The organism is Micromonospora sp. NPDC002575 (genome assembly GCF_042889525.1).
GTDB classification, from domain to species: domain Bacteria; phylum Actinomycetota; class Actinomycetes; order Mycobacteriales; family Micromonosporaceae; genus Micromonospora; species Micromonospora carbonacea.
Map to the genome: position 1 here is coordinate 25871 of NZ_JBIARA010000030.1, position 18754 is coordinate 44624.

Below are 18754 nucleotides of genomic sequence, written 5' to 3' on the forward strand. Positions count from 1 at the left end.
CTACCGCCAGGGCCGACCGGGCGGCTCAGCCCCGCAGCGGGCGGCCCACCTCGTGCAGGTGGGCCAGCGCCTGCCGGTACGACTCGACAAGCCCGGTCTCGACGTACGGCACCCCGTGCTCGGCGCAGTACGCCCGCACGATCGGCCGCGCCCGGCGCAGGTTGCCCCGGGGCATGTTCGGGAACAGGTGGTGCTCGATCTGGTAGTTGAGCCCGCCCAGCGCGACGTCGACGAACCGGCCGCCCCGCACGTTGCGCGAGGTGAGCACCTGCTTGCGCAGGAAGTCCAGCTCCTCGCCGGCCCTCGGCATCGGCATGCCCTTGTGGTTCGGGGCGAACGCGCACCCCATGTAGAGCCCCCACAGCCCCTGGTGCACGGCGACGAACGCCAGCGCCTTCCCCGGCGGCAGCACCGCGAACAGCAGGCCGAGGTAACCGGCCGCGTGCAGCGCGAGCAGCAGCCCCTCGACGGCCCGGTGCCGCATCGGGGTGGCGTACCGGCCGTCGGCGTCGCGCCCGAGCAGCGCCCGCACGCTCGCCACGTGCAGGGCCAGCCCCTCCAGCAGGAGCATCGGGAAGAACAGCCACGCCTGCCGGCGGGCCAACCGGCGGCCGACGCCGCGGGTCGCGGCGGCCTGCTCGTACGACCAGACCAGCGCCCCGGCCCCGACGTCCGGGTCCTCGTCGTGGTGGTTGGGGTTGGCGTGGTGCCGGTTGTGCTTGTCGACCCACCAGCCGTAGCTGAGCCCGACCGCGAGGTTGCCGGCGAGCAGCCCGGCCACCTCGCTCGGCCCACGGCGACGGAACATCTGCCGGTGGCCGGCGTCGTGCCCGAGAAACGCGACCTGGGTGGTCGCCACGGCCAGGGCTGCCGCCACCGCGAGCTGCCACCAGGAGTCGCCGACCAGCGGCACCGCCGCCCAGCCGGCGACGAAGGCGGCCACGGTCAGGACGATCCGGACGGCGTACCCGGCGGGCCGGCGGTCGAGCAGGCCCGCCTCGCTGACCAGTCGGGACAGCCGGGCATAGTCGCTGCCCCGCCGGGCCGGCGGGTCCGCTGTCGCTGCAAGCACCATCTGAGCTCCCCGTACGTCGACGCTCCGGCCACGCCGGACGGCGTGCCCAGTGTCGAGTCTCGCGGCGGCGGTAGCCGTGGGTAACCCGGCCAGCACCCGCATCCGGGGTGGGGTGCGCCCTACCCCGGCACGGCCCCGCCGTCAGCCCATCCGCCCCACCGCCGCCCGGAACCGGGCCAGGTCGCGGCGACGCCGCTCGTAGGTTGCGGCCAGTCCGATCAGCGCCAGCCCGCCGGCCGCCAGGAAGATCCACCGGGGCAGCAGGTCCCAGCCGCGGGCCAGCTCGTGCAGCGCGAGCAGGACGAGGGTGACCCCGCCGAGCAGCACCGGGGCCTGCCAGCGGCGGGCCGCGCCGGCCAGCACCACGGCCAGCGCGCCGGCCCCGAGCAGCAGCCGCCGCCAGGGCTGCGGGTCGGGCGCGAACAGCACCGACACCCCGCTGGGCAGCAGCGCGGCGACCAGCCCCGGGCCGAGCGCGAGCCAGCTGTTCAGGCCCGGCCGGGTGCGCAGCGCCACCGCGCCCGCGGCCAGGGCCAGCCCCGCCGCCGGCAGGGTGTACGCCTCCAGCAGCACCACCCCGCCGGCGACCAGCAGCAGCCAGGCCCCGAGCAGTTCGCTGCCCCCGGCGACGCCCGCGAACGCCCAGCGCCAGCCGACCGGCTCGCCCCGGCGCAGCAGCCGCAGCCCCACGGCGGCCCCCCAGAGCACGCAGACCGCGGCGGCGTACCGGGGCGACCCGGCGGCGAGCAGCATCGCCAGCAGGGCGACGGCCTGGGCGGCCACGTCGAGCACCCGGCCCCGCAGCGGGTCGGCGGCCGGCAGGGCGGCGGCGGCCAGGACCAGCACCGCCACCGCCAGGACGGCGAAGGAGGCCCCGCGCAGCGGCAGGCCCGCCGCCCGCGCGGCGGTGACCGCGAACCCGGTCGCCGAACCGACCGCCACCAGTGCGCCGGCCAGCCGGGCCGCGCCCGTGCGGCCCGCGCCGGCGGCCACCACGCCGGCCACCACCAGCGCCCCGAGGCCGGCGAGGGTGCCGGCCCGGGTGGCGAGCAGCCCGCCCAGCCCGGCCACCGTGGCCACCAGCCCCACCGGCACGGTGACCGCGACGAGCAGCGGCCGGGGCCGGGCCAGGGCGGCGGCCAGCAGGGCGGCCACCCCGGTCACCAGCAGGACCGCCGGCACCACCGGCCACGGCGTGCCGGCGGCGGCGAGCAGCACCGGCAGCGCCGCCGCGGCGAACGGCAGCGCCGGCAGCGCCACGTCGGCCCACCCCGTCGCCCGGGGCGGCTGCCCGGCGGCCGGGGCGGCCGTCGACCGGCCGGGCGCGCGGCCCGCCAGCGCGGCGGCCAGGGTCAGCACGAGCAGGGCCACGCCGGCCGGGGTGGTCCCCGGGACCGGGTCGCCGGTGGGCGCGCCCGACCACGGCGCGGCCACCTCGCCGTACGGGGCGACGAGCACCCGCGCGAGCACCCCGGCGGCGGCGGACAGCGCCACCACGAGCAGCCCGAGGGCGCTGACCAGCGGCGCTCCCGTCGGCCGGGTGCCCGGCCCGGCCAGCACGGTCAGCAGCACCACCACCGCGGCGTAGAGCGCCACCGGCTCGTCGACCCGTACGGCCAGGGGGGCCAGCGCCACCAGCGCGGACCCGGCGGCGAAGGCGACGGAGGCGTACCCGGCCAGCTCGGGCCACCGGCGGCGGACGGCGACCAGCGCGACCAGCGGCAGCCCGACGGCGGCGAGGGCGGCCCGCGCCTGCCACCAGGGCGGCACCCCGGCGGCGAAGAGCGCGACGGTGACCGCCGCCGGCACCGCCAGCAGCGCGGCGGCCAGGGCCGACCCGGCGACGCCCCACCGGACGCCGCCGGCCCGCCGGCCCAGGGCGGCGACGGCGAGCCCGAGCGGCACGACCGCGCCGAGCAGGGCCGCCTCCCCGGCGGGGTAGGCCAGGCCGACCAGGAGCGCGTGCCCGACCAGCGCCGCGCCGGCGACCGCCGCGGCCAGCACGCTCCACCAGGGGCGGGCCCGGGTGACGGCGAACAGCAGCAGCCCCGCGCCGACGACCAGGCCGGCGGCCGGCACGGCCGGCCACGGCACCGGCCCGATGCCCGACACGGCGAGGGTGGCGAACGCGACGGCGGCCACGCCGATCACCGGCCACGCCGCCCGGGGCAGCAGCGCCGCCAGGGCGAGGGCCGCCACCGCGACGGCGACCGGGACCTGCCAGCCCCAGGGCAGGTGCGGGCCCGGGCCGACGCCCGACCAGGGCGGCAGCACCCGACCCACCGCGACCGCGCCGAGCAGCACGGCGAGCAGCGCGCCGACCTGCGCCGCCCCGGCGGCCACCACCAGGGCCCCGGCCCGCGGCCCGGTGCCGGCCCGGCGGGGCAGCGCCCGGGCCGCCCCGGCCAGCGCCAACGCGACGAGCGCCGTGGCCACCGTCAGCAGCCCCGAGCGCAGCTCCGCCACCGGGCGCAGCAACGCGAGGCCGAGCACCGGGACCAGCGCCCCGGCTGCGGCGGCCCGGAACAACCGGCCGCCGGCGACCAGCGCCGCGCCGAGCAGGGCCAGGCCGACCAGCAGCAGGGGCCCGCCGGCCAGCAGCGGCGACCCGGCGGCCTCGCCGACGGCGAGCGGCGCCAGCGCGCAGCCGCCCGCGACGAGGAGCGCGCCGCCGCACCCGAGCCAGGCCAGCACCCGGCCGGCGGCGGGGGCCGACCCCCCGGCGGCCCCCGCCCCGACCGGCACTGCCGCCGCTGCCGGCGGGATCGGCGACCCCGGCGGGACCGGCGTCGGGGCCGCAGCCGCAGCCGCAGCCGGGCCACGGTCGCGCAGGGCGGCGACCACGACGAGGTTCAGCGCCGCGACGCCGACGAACACCACCGTCCAGCCGGCGGCCGACGGGTGGGCCGGGCCGGCCAGCAGCGGCAGCACCGGCTGCACGGTGAACAGCGCCGCGAACCACGGCACCGTCAGCCGGGTCAGCCGGCCGTAACCGGCCGCCAGCGCCGCGCTGACCCCCCCGACCAGCGCGGCGTAGCGGGCACCGGGCCAGCCGGCCACCCCGAACAGGTCCACCGACCAGGCGGCGTACCCGTCGAGCACCACCAGCAGCAGGCCCACGGCGGCGAACGTCTCCGCCGTGCCGCGCAGCCCGCGCCGCGCCGCGACCGGCGGGACGGCCAGGGCGAGCGCGGTGAACGCGAGCAGGATCAGCGCCCGGCCGGCGACGCCCACCGTGGCCCAGGCGACCGCCGTGAACACCACCGCCGCCGTGCCGAGCAGCAGGCCGCCGAGCACGAAGAGCAGCCCCTGCACCGTGCGGGTGGAGGTCTCCGCCCCGCCGACCCGCGCCGGCACCGGGCCGGGCGGCGCGGGCGGCACCGGGCCGGGCAGCCGCACCGCCGGACCCGGCGGGCGCACCCGCTGGCCGGGCGTCGGCAGCGCGGGGCCGGGCAGCCGCACCTGCTGACCGGCCGTCGACACGGGGACCGGCGCGACGGGGGGCGGCGGCACCGGAACCGGAACCGGCCCGGCCGGGCGCGGGGCGCCGACCGGGGTCGCCGCCCGGACCCGGGCCGCCAGGTCCGCCCGGCGGGCCTGCGCCGACCGCACCGCCTCCACCAGTTCGAGGTACGCCCGGCGGGCCTGCTCCGCCCGCCCGGAGAGCCCGACGATCTCCCGGTCGAGCCGGATCACCTCGGCCGCGGTCGGGTCGGGGGCCCGCCCGCAGCGCCGGCAGCCGACGCTCAGGTCGGCCGGGGCGCCGCACGCCGGGCAGGGGTAGCCACTCGTGTCCACCCGGCCATCATGGTGCCCTGGTCAAGACCCACCCAGAGTGCGCGTACTCAGGGCCGGGTCTGCTCGTGCACCCAGGCCGTGTACTCGGGGTTGCCGCTGTCCACCCGGGTCACCAGGACCTCCGGAACCTCGTACGGATGGCTGAGCCGGATGTGGTCGACCAGCGCCGGGACCCGGTCCGGCGCGGTCTTGAACAGCACCGACCACTCGGTGGTCGTCTCCACCGCGGACCGCCACCAGTAGGTGCTGTCCACCTGGCCGCCCACCTGCGCGCAGGCGGCCAGCCGACCGGCGACCGCAGCCGCCGCGAGCACGTCCGCGACCGAGCGGCTGTCCACCACGGTCGTCACCACGCTGATCTGCTCCACCAGCGCACCCTACGCGCCGTCGACGGTCCCGTCGTGGTGCGCCGCGATCCATTCGTCGATGCGTGCCCACCAGTCGAACAGCCAGTCGATGCGCTCCTGCCGCCCGGCGGGGATCTCCTCCGGCGGCACCGACCAGAACCGCATGATGATCCGCTTGTCCATCGGCAGCTCCCGCCACACGTCGGCGACGGTGAGCATCCGGTCGAGGCCGGTGTGCGCCACGAAGATCACCCCGGCGTCGGGGGCGGCGTCCAGCGCGGCGAGCAGCCCGCCCGGCTGCGGGGCGAGCACGTGCCGCATCCGCTCCGCCCGCAGCGCCATCCGTTCCAGGCCGCGCGAACGCAGCCGGGCGATGGCGCGCAGCCGGCGGCGCGGGGTGAAGTTGCCCCCCTCGGGGAAGATCACGAAGGCGTCGTCGTCGTCCAGGCCGGTGGCCAGGTGGCCGATCTGCTCGGTCACCGGCTCCCGCCGGTCGGACGCCGGGGCGAGGAACCGGTTGGGCAGCCGGTTGAGCAGCACGTCGATCGCCGGGTCCCACTGGAGGCTCTCCTTGAGCACGATCCGGGGCTCCCGGTGGAACCAGTTGACCAGCGCGTGGATCAGGATGAACGAGTCGCCCGGCCCGGCGTGCCGGCAGAGCACCAGCTCCGGGCGTCCCGGCAGCGCCGTGTCGGGGTCGGTGCCGACCACGTCGATACGCAGCCGCAGCGTCCACCGGGCCTGCCAGAAGAACACCTGGAGGAAGTGGCCGGCGAGCACGTAGTGCGCCCGCTGGAACGGCGGCGTGCGCTTGCGCGCCCCGAAGCCGGAGGCCACCCAGAGCGCGAACAGGGCCAGCAGCGCCGCCGCGTCCCAGACCAGGTAGACGCAGCCGATCCAGAGCAGGCGCAGCGGTCGCAGCCGGCCGGGCACCAGCGGGGACAGCGCCAGGGCGGCGAACGCCCAGACCGGCAGGCTGGTCACCACGACCACGGCGAGCAGCACCACACCGGGCGCCAGCAGCAGCCGGCGGACCCATCGGGGCGGCAGCGGCATCAGCGCTCCAGGTGGGTGGCCAGGTAGCGGCGGGAGGCCGTGTACGCGCGGCTGATCCGCCGCCCCACCGCCGCCATGTCCCGGTAGGCCCACGGGCTGTCCTCGCGCGGGCCCGGCCCCCCGGTGGGCAGCACGTGCACCCGCACCCCGTCGGGCAGCGCCGCCATCTCCCGGGAGAACCGGTGCCGGCGGGCGATCTCGAACGCGACCTGGGCGATCTCCCAGGGCCGCCGGGGCGGCGTCAGCTCCCGCTCGATCCGGCCCACCTGGAGTACGAAGATCTCCCGCGCCCCGGCCTCGACCGCCGCGCCGATCGGGATCGAGTTGACGATCCCGCCGTCGATGAAGTGCTGCCCGCCGATCTCGGTGGGCGGCAGCAGCCCCGGCACCGAGGCGGAGGCGAGCACCGCCGGCACCAGCGGGCCGGCGTCGAACCAGTGCTCGGCGGCCCGCTCGATGTGCGCCGCGCAGCAGCGGAACGGCACCCTTAGGTCGGCGAAGGTGGTCTCCTCGCCCAGCTCGGCCTCCAGCAGCCGGCGCAGCGGCCGGGGCGAGTGCAGGTGCGTGCGGGCGGCGAAGCGGCGCAACTGCCGGGCGACGGAGTCGCCGTACACCTCGCTGGCCTCGGGGGACGCCCAGAGCCGGACCAGCCGGTCGGTGACCGCCTCGGTGGGGTCGGCCGCGACGAGCGCGCCGTTGACCGCGCCGATCGAGGTGCCGAGCACCAGATCGGGGCGGACGTCGGCGCGGAACAGGGCGCGCAGCATGCCCACCTCGACCGCGCCGAGGACTCCCCCGCCGCCGAGCACGAACGCCACCGGACCGCTGACCATGCCGTTCATCCTGGCACGCGCGGTCACGCCGGCCGTCCGGTGCCCGGGCGCGGCCGTCCACGCGCCGGCCGGGAGGGACCGGACGGGCGTTGACATGCCAGACACATTCGCGCAACCTGATACCGCCCCGACCTCAGGCAGGTGCGATCCGTCATGGCAACACTGCACGCCGGCAGGCTGCTGGCCCGCAGGTACCGACTCATCGACCAGATCGGCGCCGGTGGCATGTCGGTCATCTGGCGGGCCCGCGACGAGGTCCTCGACCGTACGGTCGCCCTGAAGGTGCTCGCCCCCTCGCTCGCGGCGGACGCCCGGTTCCGCGACATGGTCCGCGAGGAGGCCCGCTCCGCCGCGCAGCTCGTCCACCCGCACGTGACGGCGGTGCACGACTACGGCGAGACGCTCGCCCCGGACGGCTCCATCACCTCGTTCGTGGTGATGGAGCTGCTCGCCGGGGAGGAGCTGGAATACCGGCTGACCGAGGGCCCGCTGCCCTGGCCGGAGGCGGTGGAGATCGGCGCCCAGGTGGCCGAGGCGCTCGCCGCCGCGCACCGGCTCGGCATCGTGCACCGGGACATCACCCCGGCCAACGTGATGATGACCCCGGTCGGCGCGAAGGTCCTCGACTTCGGCATCGCCACCCACGTCGGCGCCCCCGACGAGGACGAGGACGGCGGCACCTTCGGCACGCCCGCGTACGTCGCGCCGGAGCGGCTGGACGGGGCCCCCGCGCAGCCGGCCACCGACATCTACTCGCTCGGCGTGCTGCTCTACGAGACGCTGACCGGGCAGGTGCCGTACCCGGCGGACACCTGGGAACAGTTGGCAGCGGCGCTGGAGGCCGGCGACGAGCCCCCGCCGCTGGAGGTGCCGGGCCTGCCGTCCGAGGTGGCCCGCATCTGCCTGCGCTGCCTGTCCCGGCAGCCACGGGACCGGCCCACCGCACACCAGGTGGCCCTGGCGCTGCGCGACCAGCTCCTGCCGGCCGACCCGCAGGCCGCCACCATGCTCGCCCCGACGATGACCCTGCCGTCGATCGTCGCCCCACCCGGGCCGACGCCGGTCCCGGCCGGTCCGCCCGCCCCGACGCCGGGGGTCGCGCCCGGCGCGGCCCCGGCCCCGCCGCCCGGGGACACGCCCGGCCCCGCGCCGTCCCCGCAGCCCGCCGGGGCCGGGTCGCCGGGCCGGTCCCGCCGCCGGTGGGCGGTGCCCGCGGTCGCGGCGGGGGCCGCGGTGGTGGCCGCGGGGGCGCTGCTGTGGCCCAGGCCCGACGAGCAGCCCGACCCGCTGCCCCGGGCCCTGCCCACCGAGTCGCCGGCCGGGGAGACGCTGGGGAGCGCGCCGGCCCGGACGCCGGGCGCGCCGCCGACCACGACCCGGGCGCCCGCCCGGCCCCGGCCCACCCCCTCGGCCGCGCCGACGACCACGCCGCCCGCCCCGTCCGGCGGCAGCGTGACCGAGGTGGCCACCGAGATCCGACAGCTCATCGACACCGGAGTGGCCGACGGCGGCATCCGCGTCGACGTCGGCACCGACATCCGCAACCTGCTCGGCCACGCCGTCGAGGCCGACAGCCCGGGCGACCTGGCCGCCGCGGTGCGGCGGGCCCGCGACAAGGTCGCCGAACGGCAGCGCGAGGACAGCATCACCCCCGCGTACGCCCGCCAGCTCGACACCGCCTTCCAGCGGCTCGGGGCGGCCCGGCTGTGACCGGCCCCGGCCGGCGCGGGGGTCAGCGGGCCGGCGCCGGAACGGGCCGGCTCGGCGTCGCCGGCGCGAGCCCGTGCAGGAAGTCGCGGTAGACCGCCTCGTAGCCCTGCGCCATCCGGGCCGTGGAGAAGTTCTCCGCGACGTGCGCCACGCAGTCGGCCGGGTCCAGCCTGCCGGCCTGCCGCAGCGCGCCGGGCAGGTCGTCGGGGCGGTCGCAGACCAGCCCGGTGGCACCGGGGCGGACCAGCTCCGGCACGGCGCCCCGGCGCAGCGCCACCACCGGCGTGCCCGTCGCCATCGCCTCCAGGATGACCATCCCGAACGGCTCCTCCCACTGGATCGGCATGATCAGGCAGCGGGCGTCGACGAGCATCCGCAGCGCGGCCTCCCGATCGGCGTTGAGCACCACTGTCACGTCGTCGTCGAGCATCGGCTCGACCACCTGCTCGTAGTAGCGGCGCTCGGCGGGCTCGTTGCACTTGCCGGCGAGGATCAGCGGCAGGCCCGCCGCCCGGCAGGCCCCGATCGCCACGTCGGGCCCCTTGTCGGGGCTGAACCGGGCCAGCCAGAGCACCGGGCCGCGCCCCGGCGCGGTCTTGTGCGGAACGTCGGCGACGTCGAGCGCGTTGTGCACGGTGCCGACCCACGGCAGCCCCGGGTTCAGCCGCCGCTGGGTGTGCGAGATGGCGACGAGGCCGACCCCCTGGTCGGTGTCGCTGAGCACGGTGCCGTACTCGCCGACCGGGTTGCCGTGCACCGTGGCCACCGTGGGCACCGCCCGGCGGCCGGCGACCAGCGGGCCGATCGTGGTGTGGTCGTGCACGACGTCGAAGTCGGCCGGCGAGACGAGGTGGCCGACGTGGGCCAGGTGGGCCAGTTCGGGCAGCGACTCGCCGAGCCGGTCGTACTGGAGGTCCTCGCAGGTGGCGACGTACCCGGCCCGGGTGCCGTGCCGCCGGCCCGCCCCGAAGACGGTCACCGCGTGCCCCCGCTCGACCAGCGCGTCCACCAGCCCGGCGACGACCTGTTCCAGACCGCCGTAGCCGGGCGGCGGCACGGTCAGCCACGGCGGGACCACCATGGCGATCCGCAGCGGACGCTCGTCCGGGCGGTCGGCCGGCAGGCGGTTCACGGCCACGAGTCCTCCCCGCTGGTCCCTGTGCGCGTGATCTGCGGCGCTTTCCCGGCCCCGGTCGGGCCAAACGGAACGGGCCCGGCACCGGCGGGGCCGAACGGAACGGACCGGGCGCGGGGGTGAGCGCGCCTCGCCCGGATCGGGTGAGCGCCACGTGGCACGACGGCACCGGCGCCCTGGGGCGGCGGCCGGAAGGCACCCGGGGGCGGCGGCCGGAAGGGGGGAAGGGCGGCGGGTGACGAAGCCAACCCCCTTGGCTCCGCCACCCACCGCCCTTCGCCGAGGAGGCAGGTCTGCTGTCGTTACGACGTCTCGGCGAGCGTCACGGTTGCCGTCGCCGCCGATCCATTTCGCTGATATTGAACTTCGACCCGGTCGCCGACCTTGCGGGCCTGGACGGCGCCCACCAGGTCGTCGGAGTCGTTGACCACGGTGTCGCCGAACTTGGTGATCACGTCGCCCCGCTGGATGCCGGCCTTCTCGGCGGCGCTGCCGGGGGTGACGGAGGCGACCATCGCGCCGCCGTTCTCGGCCGGGCTCACGCTCACCCCGAGCGAGGGGTGACTGACCTTCTCGCCGCGCTGGAGCTTGCCGGCCACATCCTTGGCCTTGTTGCTCGGGATGGCGAACCCGACGCCGATGTTGCCGGTGCTCTGCCCGGAGGTGGCGATGGCGGTGTTGATGCCGATCACCTCGCCCCGGGTGTTGACCAGCGCGCCGCCGGAGTTGCCCGGGTTGATCGGGGCGTCGGTCTGGAGCAGCCCGGCGATCGAGCTGACCCCCTGACGCGGGTCCTGCTGCTGGCCCTCGCCGGCCTGGATGGTGCGGTCCCGGGCGCTGATGATGCCCGCCGTGACCGAGCCCTGCAGGCCCAGCGGGCTGCCCAGGGCGAGCACCTGGTCGCCGACCTGCATCGCGTCGCTGTCGCCGAACGTGGCGGCCTTCAGCCCGCTGACCCCGCTGGCCTTCACCACGGCCAGGTCGGTCTTCGGGTCGGTGCCGACGATCTCCGCGTCGGCGGTCTTGCCGTCGGCGAAGAACACCTTGACGGTCTTGCCCGAGGCGGAGGCGACCACGTGGTTGTTGGTCAGCACGTAGCCGTCCTCGGTGAGGATGACCCCTGAGCCCTCGCCGCTGCCGGTGCTGATCGAGACCACGCTGTCCTGCACGGACGCGGCGATCTTCGGCAGGTCGGCGCTGTTGAGCACCGGTGCGGCCGAGTAGGTGCGGGTGATCCCGCCCGAGTTGCCGTCGACGGCGAGCGCGAGCGCGCCGCCGGCCACGCCGGAGCCGAGCATCAGCGCGAACACCGCCACCCCGGCGCCGGCCAGCTTGGCCACGCGGCTCGGCTTCGGGGCCTGCGCCCACGCCGGCACCGGCTGGCCGGGGTGCTGCGGCGGCACCGGGCCGCCCGGCTGGCCGGCGTGCGGCGGCACCGGGCCACCCGGATACGCGGGGCCGCCGGCGTGCGGGGCGTATCCGGGGGCCGCGCCGTGCTGGCCCCCCGCGGCCCAGCCGGAGTGCTGCCCGGCGTGCGGGGGCTGCCAGGGGCTGTTCGGGTACGGCCCGGCCGGCTGCGGCTGCCCCGACACCGGGTACGGCGGCGCGGACGGGGTGGCCGGGCCGGCGTACGGCTGCGGGCCGGAACCCGGGGCGACGGGGCCGGAGCCGGGGGCGGCCGGGGCGTGCTGCCCGGCGGCCGGCGCGGCGGGGCCGGGGTGGGTGGGATGAGCGGCCGGAGCGGCGGGCTCGACGGCCGGGGAGTCGGACTGCCCGGTCTCGACGCGGGACAGCTCGGCGGTGGGGTGCGACGGCTCGGCGTCGGAGGGCGCCGGTCGCCGCTGCGGGTCGGTCTCGTACTCGGTCATGTATCCACCTTCTCCCATGCCACTGCGACCAGCCTGGAACCCGCCTGGAAGTTCCCTGAAAGTCACTCGCCCGGGTCGTCCCCGCTGTCCGGGAGCAGGGGCACCCGGACCCGGAAGGTCGCTCCCCCGCCCGGCGTCTCGCCGACCTCGACGGTGCCGTGGTGCGCGGCGACCAGCGCCGCCACGATGGCCAGCCCCAGCCCGGTGCTGGTCATCCCGGCGGCCCGCCGGGTGCGGGCGGCGTCGGCCCGGTAGAACCGCTCGAACACCCGCTCGGCCTGCTCCGGGGAGAGCCCCGGGCCGGTGTCGGCCACCTCCACCACCGCCAGGTTCCCCGGCTCGGCACGCAGCCGCAGGGTCACCGAGGCGTCCGGCGGGGTGTGGGTGAGCGCGTTCGTCATCAGGTTGCCGATCACCTGCCGCAGCCGGGCGTCGTCGCCCAGCACCACCAGCGGCCCGGAGCCCGGCTCGATCTCCAGCTCGATGCGCCGGTCGGGGGCCACCACCCGGGCGGCCTGCACGGCGTCGCCGGCCAGCAGCGGCAGCTCCACCGGGCCGAGCGCGAGGGGCCGCTCCCGGTCCAGCCGGGCGAGCAACAGCAGGTCCTCCACCAGCAGCCCCATCCGGGCGGCCTCGTCCTCGATGCGGCGCAGCAGGCCGGCGGTCTCCTCCGGGGCCCGCGCCGCGCCCTGCCGGTACAGCTCGGCGAAGCCCCGGATGGTGGTCAGCGGGGTGCGCAGCTCGTGCGAGGCGTCCGCGACGAACTGCCGCATCCGCTCCTCCGAGCGGCGGGCCCGCGCCTCGGACGCCTGCGCCGCGGCGGCGGCGTCGCGCGCGCCGGCCTCGGCCGACCGGGCGGCGATCTCGGAGGCCGCGCGGGCGGTGAAGGCGGCCTCGATCTGTGCCAGCATCGTGTTCAGCGCCCGGGACAGCCGCCCCAGCTCCGAGGTCGGGCAGGGCTCGCCGTCCTCCGGGTCGGGCACCCGCCGGGTCAGGTCGCCGCCGGCGATGGCGGCGGCGGTGCGCTCGATCTCCACCAGCGGCTTGAGGCTGGTCCGCACGATCGCCGCGCCGATGGAGGCGAGCAGGATCAGCACCGCCCCGCCGACCAGGAGGTCTATCCAGACCAGCCGCTTGACCGCCAGGTCGACGTCGGTGAGGTTCTGCGCGATGGCCACCATCTGCCCGTTCGGCAGCTCGGCGTAGACGATCCGCCAGCGCACCCCGCTGTCACGGGCCGGGACCGTCCGCGGCTTGCCGACCTTGGCCGCGAAGCCGGCCGCGTCGCTCGGCCAGGACGGCAGGTCCTCGGTGCGGAACCGGCCCCGGTCGTACTCGGTGACCGACACCGCCCCGGAACGCCGGTCAGTGGCCACCACCAGGTAGTCGGTGGGCACGACCGACCGCGTGGGCTGGGCCGTGATCAGGGTGGTCTCGATGTTGTCCACCGAGGCGTTCAGCTCGACGTCGACCTGGGCGACCAGGTAGTTGCGCAGGAAATAGGTGGTCAGCGAGCTGATCACCAGCAGGGCCGCGGCGACCAGCGTCAGCACCGCCGCCACCAGCTTCACCCGCAGCGGTACGCTCCGCAGTCGCCCCTTCGCCAGCGCGACGACGTTCACGCCGCCGGCTTGCGCAGCACGTATCCCACGCCGCGCAGGGTGTGGATCAGCCGGGGCTGGGTGTTGTCGACCTTGCGCCGCAGGTAGGAGATGTAGGACTCGACGATGTTGTCGTCGCCCCGGAAGTCGTAGTTCCAGACGTGGTCGAGGATCTGCGCCTTGGACAGCACCCGGTTGGCGTTGAGCATCAGATAACGCAGCAGCTTGAACTCGGTCGGCGAGAGCTGCACGCGCTGCCCGGCCCGGTGCACCTCGTGGGTCTCCTCGTCCAGCTCCAGGTCGGCGAAGGTGAGCCGGGACGGCGTCTGGTCGCCGCTGGCCGTGCGGCGCAGCACGGCGCGGATGCGGGCGGTGAGCTCCTCCAGGCTGAACGGCTTGGTGACGTAGTCGTCGCCGCCCAGGGTCAGCCCGCGGATCTTGTCGTCGGTGGCGTCCCGGGCCGTCAGGAAGACCACCGGGGTGCGGGTGCCGCCCTCGCGGAGCATCCGGATGACCTCGAAGCCGTCGAGGTCGGGGAGCATCACGTCGAGGACCACCAGGTCGGGGCGGTGGTCCTTGGCGGCGTGCAGCGCGGCGCTCCCACTGGTCGCGGTGGCCACGTCGAAGCCGGCGAAGCGGAGGCTCGCGGAGAGCAGTTCGAGGATGTTGGGATCGTCCTCGACGACGAGCAGTCGCGCCTCGGTCTGGGTAGCGGCCATGCCGACCATCATCCGTGACCTCGCTGCACCGGCGCTGGGCGGTTGCTGGAAACTCCCTGAGAACTCGGTGCCGGCCCCGCGTCGGCCGCAGGCCCCGCTGCGCACAGCGGCTAGCGGAGCAGCCGGCGCAGCCCGTCCAGGGCGCCGTCGAGGACCCGGATCGCCGCGCGGAGCTGGACGTCGTCGAGCCGGCCCGCCCGCACCAGCGCGCCGATCTCGACGGTGAACGCGGCCAACCGGCCGTCGAGCTCGGCCAGCAGCGGCGACTCGCCGCCGGGGGCGGCGGACCGCGCCGGCCCCGGGGGCGGCGCGGCCTCCCAGGGGGTACGCCGGGACTGCCGCGTCTGCCGGGTCGCCTCGCGCAGCTCCCGCTTGAGGTCGCGCACCGAGCCGCGTACCTCGGAACGGATCTCGCCGGCCAGGGCGGACAGGTCCGCCACCGAGGAGCTGATGTCGGACTCCAGGGTGGCCAGCTCGCCGGCCCGCTGGCGCAGCTCGGCCCGGCCCGCCTCGGTGATCTCGTAGACCTTGCGGCCACCGGCGGCGGTGTGGGTCACCCGCCCCTCGGCCTCCAACCGCTGGAGCCGGGGGTAGATCGTGCCGGCGCTCGGCGCGTACAGGCCGAGGAAGCGGTCCTCCAGCAGCCGGATCAGCTCGTAGCCGTGCTTCGGGCCGTCGTCGAGGAGCTTGAGCAGGTAGAGCCGGAGCCGCCCGTGGCTGAACACGGCGGTCACGGCAGCTCCTCGGCGTCGTCGTCGACCGGACGGGCGAGCAGCGCGATGCTGCCGGAGGTCGCGGACGCCCAGAGCCTACCCGCGCCGGTGCCGAGGACCCCCGCGCTGTCCCGTACGCCGCCGGGCCCGCCCCCACCACGCACCTGCGGGAACCCGCTGGTGATCCGGCCGGCGGTGGTGTGCAGGCGGACGGCGAGGTCGCTGTCCTCGCGGACCCGGACGGTGATCGCGCCGGAGATCGTGCTCAGCTGGATCTCGCCGCCGCGCAGATTGTCCAGGTCACAGGTGATCTCGCCGGAGACGGTGTGCGCGCGCACAGTGCCGACGGTGCTGTCGGCGAGGACGACCTCCCCGGAGACGGTCTCCAGGCTCAGGTCTCCGGCCACCCCCAGGGCCTCCACCGGCCCGGAGACGATCTTCGCGGCGGTGCGGCCCCGGACGCCCTTCAGGGTGATCTGCCCCGACGTGACGTCGGCGCGCGTCTCCCGGCGCAGGCCGGAGGCGACCAGCGAGCCGTCGACCAGCCTGAGGTCGGCCAGCACGTCGCCGGGCACGGCGATCGAGACGTCGGCCCGGTGACGCCGGCCGAGCTGACCGAGCCACCAGAGCAGCCCCGGCAGCCTCGGGTGACGTTCGTGCCGGACGGTCAGCACCCCGTCGCGCTGCTCCACGATCACCGGCCGGCCGCCGACCCGGGTGACATCCACCCGGGCCGGGCCGTCCGCGCCGACCACGGCGAGCCGCCCGCTCACCAGCCGGACGTGCAGGGCGGTGACCGGCTCGTCGAGGGTGAGCCGCTGCGGACTGTCGACGGTCCAACCGGGCATGGTGTCCTCCCCGACGGCAGGCGCGCCCCACCGGCGCGCTCCCCGGGGAGAGACTAACGCGATACATCGCGACTGAACAAGACTGTCGCGTGTCGGAGTGACGTCAGGCCGCCAGGCCGACCTGCGGGGCGGGCTCCTCCCGCGCCGGCCGGACGGCGATGCCTCCCTCCGGGGTCCGCAGGGGCGGGAGCGGCACGACCGGGGCGGCAACCGGGGCGGCACCCGGCAGCGACAGCATCGGGGCGGCGGCCGGGATGGCAACCGGCGTCGGGGCGGCGGCCGAAGCCGGCACGCCCGCGGTGGCGATCCGGGGCGGCACGAGGTGGACCGCCGACTCGGCGGTCCGGGCGAGCCGCCGCCGGTCCGCGTCCCGACCCGGGTGCAGCGCGGCGGTGGCCGTGACCGTCACCGTCAGGCCCCGGGCCGCGAGGACCCGCCAGACCGACCGCCCCAGGCTCTCCGCGCCGAGGAAGGCGCCGACGGTCGTCGGCCCGCCGGCAGGAGCAGGGGGAAGCCCGCCGGCAGGAGCAGGGGGAGGCCCGCCGGTGGGGGCAGGGGGAGGCCCGCCGGTGGGGGCAGCGGCGAGGTGGTAGCCGATCCGGACCGGGACGACCGGCGCGCCCGCGTCGACCGCCGCCTGGAACACGGCGGGGCGGAACCCGCCGCCCGGCCGGCAGCCCAGGGCCGCGCCGCACCACGTCGTACCCTCGGGAAAGACCGCGACCGGGTGACCGGCCCGCAGCGTGGCGGCGATCCGGCGCACGGTGGCGGGCAGCGCCCGGGGGCGCGCCCGGTCCACGAAGAGGGTGCCGCCCGCGACGGCCAGCGGCCCGACCAGCGGCCAGCGGCGCACCTCGCGCTTGGCCAGGACCCGGGCCGGCGTCACGGCCAGCAACGCGAGCACGTCCAGCCACGAGGCGTGGTTGGCGACCACGAGCGCCGGCCGCCGGGGCAGCCGGCCCCGGGCCACCAGCCGCACGCCGAACGCCCGGGCCGTGCCCCGCGCCCAGCCGCGCAGCACGGCGCGCCGCTCCCGGGCCGGCAGCACCGGCAGCAGCGCGGCCAGCGCCGCGCCGGCCAGCAGCATCACGAGTACGGCGACCAGCCGCCCGAGCCGGCGGGCGACCGGCACGGCGGGGGTCTGCCCCGGGCCGGGCAGGCAGCCCGCGTCGCAGCCGGAGACCGGTCGCCAGAGGTCGTGGCGGGTGGTCACCGCTCGCCCCCCTCCCCGAGGAAGTGGCGCAGGTGGCGAGGGCTCATCCGGTCCAGGGAGAAGATCACGTAGAAGTCGGCGACCCCGAAGTCCGGGTCGTACGCCGGCTCGCCGGCCACCCAGGCGCCCAGCCGCAGGTACCCGCGCAGCAGCGGCGGCAGCGCGACCCGCCCGCCCGGGCGCGCGTCGCCGGGGGCGGTGGCCCGGAGGGCGGTGACGGGCTCGGCGGTGGCCGGCGGCTCGGCAGCCTGTGGCCCGGCGGCTCGCGGCTCGGCCAGCCAGGGGCGCAGCGGCCGGACCCGCAGCGGCGGCGGGGCCAGGTGCCGGGCCCGGACGTGCTCCCAGACGCCGGCGGCGAGCAGCCCGCCGTCGTCGACCGGGACGGAGGCACAGCCGCCCAGCCAGCGCGACCCGCGCAGGTGCAGGTAGCGGGTGATGCCGGTCCACATCAGGTTGATCACCGCGCCGGAGCGGTGCTCCGGGTGGACGCAGGACCGACCGGCCTCCACCAGGACGTCCCGCAGCGGGTCGAGCGCGGCCAGGTCGAACTCGGCCTCCGCGTACCGGCGCGGGGTCCGTCCGGGCGGCAGCAGCCGGTACGTCCCGACGACCGCGCCGGTGCGCTCCTCGCGGACGATCAGGTGGTCGCAGTAGGGGTCGAGGTCGTCGGTGTCCAGGCCGGCCGGACCGGGGCGCAGGGTGGCCCCGAGTTCGGTGGCGAAGACCTCGTGGCGCAGGCGCTGCGCCGCCGCGACCTGGCGGGGGTCGTCGGCGATCGACACGGTGTATCCGCTGGTCGTCAGGGGAACGCCAGCGACGGGCAGAACAGCCATGAGCTCTGTGTAGGTGCCCCGGATGCCGCGAGCGGGGACGACCGGTGTCGATCCGGTGAACGCCACCGGGCGGACTGCCCCACCCCACCCCCGCCCACCCTGCCCGCGCGACCGCTCGCCCGCCGCCCGCCGCCCCCGCCCGCCGCCCGCCCGGGCGTGAGAAGGGGACCCTTCTCTACCGCAGGCGTTAACAAGGGGCCCTTCCTTGCGCCAAAGCGGCGTGCGAGGCTGCGCGGAGGAGGTGCGCGTGATCATCCCCGCGAGATACAACGGGCCGCCCGGGTCGGGCAACGGCGGCTGGTGCGCCGGCGTCCTCGCCGCCGCGTCCGGGCTCGGCGGCGTCGTCGAGGTGACCCTGCGGCAGCCGCCGCCGCTGGAGACCCCGCTCACCCTCGACGGCGGCGAGGCGCACGACCCGGACGGCCGGCTGATCGCCCAGGTGCGCGGCGTCGCCGAGGCCCCGGAGGCGGTGCCCCCGGTGGACGTCGACACGGCGCGGGCCGCCTCGGCGGCGTACCCGGGCCTGGTGGACCACCCGTTCCCCGGCTGCTTCGTCTGCGGGCCCGGCCGGGCCGACGGGCTGCGGATCTTCCCCGGCCGCCTGCCCGACGGGCGGACCGCCGCGCCGTTCACCGCCCCGGCCGAGGTGAGCGCGGCTACGGTATGGGCGGCGCTGGACTGCCCCGGGGGCTGGGCGGTGATCGGCCCCGGGCGGCCGTACGTGCTGGGCCGGATCGCCGCCGTGCTGGACGGGCTGCCGACACCGGGCGACGAGTGCGTGGTGACGGGCGTGGCCGACGGCGTGTGGGGGCGCAAGGCGGTGGTCCGGACCAGCCTGTACGCCCCGGACGGCCGGCTGCTGGGCCGGGCCCTGGCCGCCTGGATCGCCCTGACGGAGGCGTGAGCCTCGGGCCGGGGGCGGGGGCCGGGCCGGGGGCGCTCTCGTCCCTGGGGAGGACCGGCTCCTGCCTGAGGTGGAGACGCAGGTAGGTGTCGCGCCTGATT

Annotated in this window: 15 protein-coding genes; 2 read left to right on the forward strand and 13 right to left on the reverse strand. The window is 77.3% G+C overall.

The genetic code is table 11. The features are described from left to right. Positions 1–25 precede the first annotated feature (25 nt). The 5 genes from ACFYWL_RS29240 to ACFYWL_RS29260 all read right to left on the reverse strand — a co-directional run bounded on the left by ACFYWL_RS29240 (position 26) and on the right by ACFYWL_RS29260 (position 7109). A complete protein-coding gene (locus tag ACFYWL_RS29240; protein ID WP_386979341.1) occupies positions 26–1075 on the reverse strand; it encodes a fatty acid desaturase family protein in 1050 nt (349 codons plus the stop codon). Between the two features lie 141 nt (positions 1076–1216). Continuing rightward, on the reverse strand, positions 1217–4873 hold the full coding sequence (locus ACFYWL_RS29245; RefSeq protein ID WP_386979344.1) for an SCO7613 C-terminal domain-containing membrane protein: 3657 nt from the start codon (positions 4871–4873) through the stop codon (positions 1217–1219). Between the two features lie 47 nt (positions 4874–4920). Beyond that, entirely contained in the window at positions 4921–5241 is a 321-nt protein-coding gene (gene cutA, locus ACFYWL_RS29250; RefSeq protein ID WP_386979347.1) for a divalent-cation tolerance protein CutA, read from the reverse strand. Between the two features lie 9 nt (positions 5242–5250). Next, complete coding sequence (locus tag ACFYWL_RS29255; RefSeq protein WP_386979349.1) at positions 5251–6276, reverse strand: 1-acyl-sn-glycerol-3-phosphate acyltransferase; 1026 nt, start codon at positions 6274–6276, stop codon at positions 5251–5253. Beyond that, a complete protein-coding gene (locus ACFYWL_RS29260; protein ID WP_386979352.1) occupies positions 6276–7109 on the reverse strand; it encodes a patatin-like phospholipase family protein in 834 nt (277 codons plus the stop codon). The genes ACFYWL_RS29255 and ACFYWL_RS29260 overlap by 1 nt, the downstream gene beginning before the upstream one ends. 153 nt (positions 7110–7262) lie before the next feature. On the opposite strand from ACFYWL_RS29260, the gene ACFYWL_RS29265 reads away from it, so the two are divergent. Beyond that, positions 7263–8819, forward strand: coding sequence for a serine/threonine-protein kinase (locus tag ACFYWL_RS29265; RefSeq protein ID WP_386979354.1), 1557 nt, complete (start codon positions 7263–7265; stop codon positions 8817–8819). A gap of 22 nt (positions 8820–8841) precedes the next feature. Here ACFYWL_RS29265 and ACFYWL_RS29270 read toward each other — a convergent pair whose 3' ends face one another. The 8 genes from ACFYWL_RS29270 to ACFYWL_RS29305 form a co-directional block, all read right to left on the reverse strand. Then, the gene (locus ACFYWL_RS29270) at positions 8842–9900 is read right to left on the reverse strand and encodes a glycosyltransferase family 4 protein (RefSeq protein WP_386979432.1); all 1059 of its coding nucleotides are present in this window, start codon (positions 9898–9900) and stop codon (positions 8842–8844) included. 356 nt (positions 9901–10256) lie between these two features. Then, positions 10257–11822: a trypsin-like peptidase domain-containing protein gene (locus ACFYWL_RS29275; RefSeq protein ID WP_386979357.1), complete on the reverse strand. Its 1566-nt coding sequence runs from the start codon at positions 11820–11822 to the stop codon at positions 10257–10259. A 62-nt stretch (positions 11823–11884) separates the two neighbouring features. Then, positions 11885–13444 carry an ATP-binding protein gene (locus tag ACFYWL_RS29280; protein WP_386979360.1) on the reverse strand — a complete coding sequence of 520 codons (1560 nt, stop codon included), beginning with the start codon at positions 13442–13444 and terminating at the stop codon, positions 11885–11887. Continuing rightward, positions 13441–14142: a response regulator transcription factor gene (locus ACFYWL_RS29285; RefSeq protein ID WP_043966583.1), complete on the reverse strand. Its 702-nt coding sequence runs from the start codon at positions 14140–14142 to the stop codon at positions 13441–13443. The genes ACFYWL_RS29280 and ACFYWL_RS29285 overlap by 4 nt, the downstream gene beginning before the upstream one ends. A 110-nt stretch (positions 14143–14252) precedes the next feature. Continuing rightward, positions 14253–14876, reverse strand: a complete 624-nt coding sequence (locus ACFYWL_RS29290; RefSeq protein ID WP_386979365.1) for a PadR family transcriptional regulator — start codon at positions 14874–14876, stop codon at positions 14253–14255. Beyond that, positions 14873–15703 (reverse strand): DUF4097 domain-containing protein, encoded by an 831-nt coding sequence (locus tag ACFYWL_RS29295; RefSeq protein WP_386979368.1) that lies wholly within the window; start codon positions 15701–15703, stop codon positions 14873–14875. The genes ACFYWL_RS29290 and ACFYWL_RS29295 overlap by 4 nt, the downstream gene beginning before the upstream one ends. 103 nt (positions 15704–15806) lie before the next feature. Then, positions 15807–16916, reverse strand: coding sequence for a lysophospholipid acyltransferase family protein (locus tag ACFYWL_RS29300; RefSeq protein ID WP_386979371.1), 1110 nt, complete (start codon positions 16914–16916; stop codon positions 15807–15809). Continuing rightward, the gene (locus ACFYWL_RS29305) at positions 16913–17749 is read right to left on the reverse strand and encodes a GNAT family N-acetyltransferase (RefSeq protein ID WP_386979374.1); all 837 of its coding nucleotides are present in this window, start codon (positions 17747–17749) and stop codon (positions 16913–16915) included. The genes ACFYWL_RS29300 and ACFYWL_RS29305 overlap by 4 nt, the downstream gene beginning before the upstream one ends. A 247-nt stretch (positions 17750–17996) precedes the next feature. Between ACFYWL_RS29305 and ACFYWL_RS29310 the strand changes: the two genes are divergently transcribed. Beyond that, the gene (locus tag ACFYWL_RS29310) at positions 17997–18653 is read left to right on the forward strand and encodes a hypothetical protein (protein WP_386979377.1); all 657 of its coding nucleotides are present in this window, start codon (positions 17997–17999) and stop codon (positions 18651–18653) included. Positions 18654–18754 lie beyond the last annotated feature (101 nt).